Below are 2,381 nucleotides of genomic sequence, written 5' to 3'. Positions count from 1 at the left end.
TGCGGCCGGAGCGGTCGGCTCTGTCGGCCTCGCGTGCCTCTTGGTGCTCGGCGCGGTACATGCCGCGAAGTGGTGTCGCATGGCCCTCGGCTACGGCGATGTGCCGGCCGCAGGGAGCCACGAGGAGCACGAGCTGGCGAGGCAGAACGCCGTGACCGCTGCATGGGACAGCGGCTACATGCGCCGGCAGTTCGATCCGAGTTGGACCGCCGAGGAAAAGGCCGCGTGGCGCGAAGGCGTGGCCGCACAGCACGCGGACAAGCGCGGTGCCTGAGCCAACAGTCATCACGTGCCCCGAGGCCTGCACGGTCACCGTGGTGCACGAACTCTCTTTGCCTCCCTTTCAGGTGACGAAAGCGGAAGGCGCACAAATCGCGCTCGCCATCGGCGCGGTGTGGATGGTCGGATGGGCCGTGCGAATGGTCCTCCGCGTCCTCTCTACTGGTGATGGAAACCAAAGCTCCGAGTGAGCATGAAAGGAACCGAAATGAACCGTATCAACCGTGAATCCCTCCGCTATGGCGCCCTGGCTGCTGGTGCTGCTCTGGCTTCCTCGGCCAACGCGGCCGCCATCGACGTCGCCGACCTCGTGACCGACATCGGCGCCCAGGCCGCGCCGGTCGGCCTGGTGGGCGTGGCCGTGCTGATGATCTACGGCGCTGTGCGCGCGTTCAAGTGGGTCCGCGCCGCGCTGTCGTAATCGCAGCGTGACCCGAGCCCCCGGCCTGATCACCCGGGGCGCTTCACCCATGCGTGCCGTCGCGCGCATCGTTGAGGCGGGAAATGGACCAAGGCGGAATCTTCGTCATCGTGGCAGTGCTGGGGGCGCTATGGCTCATCTTCTCCGGCTGATTGTTTGCGTCTTCGCGCTGGTCGGCGCAGCCGCGCATGCGAGCTTCCCTGTGTCGTCCAGCTGGAGCATTGCTGACTACCAGGACCGGGTTGGATGGCATAGCAGTAAGGCGGCAGCTTGTGAGGCGATGAGAGCGGATCGGGAGACCGTTGTAAATGCCGGGGCCGCGTTTCCTTGGACTGTGACGATTGTTTCGACGGAGCCCGGGTGCCAGCTACGGTCGCAGAATCAGTACAACAATAGCGTTCAGAGTTATGGATATATCGCCGGCGCTGGGCTGTGTGTTGCCAACAGTGAGTTGGTCAATGGCGTGTGCGTTTGCAAGCCGGGGTACGTACAGACGGACGGCTCCCAAGGACCGCAGTGCGAGCCCGAAGCGCCACCTTCTGAAAAGTGGAAAGACTGGTGCCGCGCTGTGGGCGGTAAGGACCTCGGTTTTTGGGAGGTGAAGGGGCGGGGCGCTACAAGCGGGTGCTATGCCGGCATTGGCACCACTGACGGCATGGAAGTGCCAACGCCTGGCTATCAGACGGGAGACGTGCCCACAGAGGGCGGTTGCAAGATCGGCTTGACAAACACGCGCTCGTTTCCCGATCCCGACGGCACGTATTACACGCAAGGCGATGCCGTGTTTACGGGCGGAACGTGCACTCTTGGCGATCCACCGGCCGAACCGGAGGGCACCACGAAAGAGCCAGAGGCGAAGCCGTCCGACTGCATTGGCGGCTACCAGGGCGAAGTGCTGGGCATGTACTACTGCGCCAAGCCTGACCCCACATCCGGCGTCGATTGGAATGGCACCAGCAAGACCAAGGGCGCAGACGGCACCGAGACCATCAAGGAAACCAAGACCACGTGCATCGGTGACACCTGTAAGACCGAAACCAAGACCACGACCAAGGATGCGAACGGCAATACCACTGGCACGACAACGAACACGGTGACCGAGAACAAGGGCACCTTGTGCGCCCGGGAGCCCGGAAACGGCGCATGCCCGTCGAGCGGCACCGGCACCGGCAGCAAAGGGCAGACGGGCAGCGGCAGCGGCGGGGGAGGGGGTAACGGCCAGGGCGGCGAATCCAGCTTCGCCGGCAACTGCGCTTCCGGCTTCGTGGCGATCAGCGACGACGCTGTGACCAACGCCATGGCGAAGGAACAGCACACCCGGAACTGCCAGTTGCTCAACACCGAAGGCGAAGCGCAGACCGAGGTCAACACGGAAATGCAGAAGGACAAGACCAACGTGACGGGCGACAACCCGAACAACGAGGAAGTCAGCATGTCCAACCGCATCGATACCAATGATGCCCTCGGGGGCGGCTCCTGTGAGCTGAACAAGGAGCTGGTCATTCAGGGTTTCACCGTCACCTTGCCTTTCAACAACCTGTGCGGCTCGCTCGGCATGCTCGGTAACCTCTTGGTCGCCGTCGCCATGCTGCTGGCCGGCCGGATCATCACGCGAGGCTGAAATGCCCTGGATCATCGCCGTTGCCCTGCAAGGGCTCCTTCACCTGGTCGGCAGCATGGC

At 63.8% G+C, this 2,381-nt stretch carries 3 protein-coding genes; all 3 read left to right on the top strand.

Going from position 1 to position 2,381, the window contains the following annotated elements; translation table 11 throughout:
- A partial coding sequence (locus LG388_RS26585; RefSeq protein ID WP_225785544.1) for a hypothetical protein occupies positions 1–274 on the top strand: 274 nt, incomplete at its 5' end.
- Between the two features lie 213 nt (positions 275–487).
- The gene (locus LG388_RS26580) at positions 488–700 is read left to right on the top strand and encodes a major capsid protein (protein WP_225785543.1); all 213 of its coding nucleotides are present in this window, start codon (positions 488–490) and stop codon (positions 698–700) included.
- Between the two features lie 655 nt (positions 701–1,355).
- The gene (locus tag LG388_RS26575) at positions 1,356–2,321 is read left to right on the top strand and encodes a hypothetical protein (RefSeq protein ID WP_225785542.1); all 966 of its coding nucleotides are present in this window, start codon (positions 1,356–1,358) and stop codon (positions 2,319–2,321) included.
- The last annotated feature ends 60 nt before the right edge of the window (positions 2,322–2,381 follow it).

The sequence above is a fragment of the Xenophilus sp. Marseille-Q4582 genome (assembly GCF_916700565.1).
Taxonomy (GTDB): Bacteria; Pseudomonadota; Gammaproteobacteria; order Burkholderiales; family Burkholderiaceae_C; genus Xenophilus.
The sequence above is the reverse complement of the archived record's forward strand: the minus strand, read 5'-3'. Positions and strand labels throughout refer to the sequence as shown.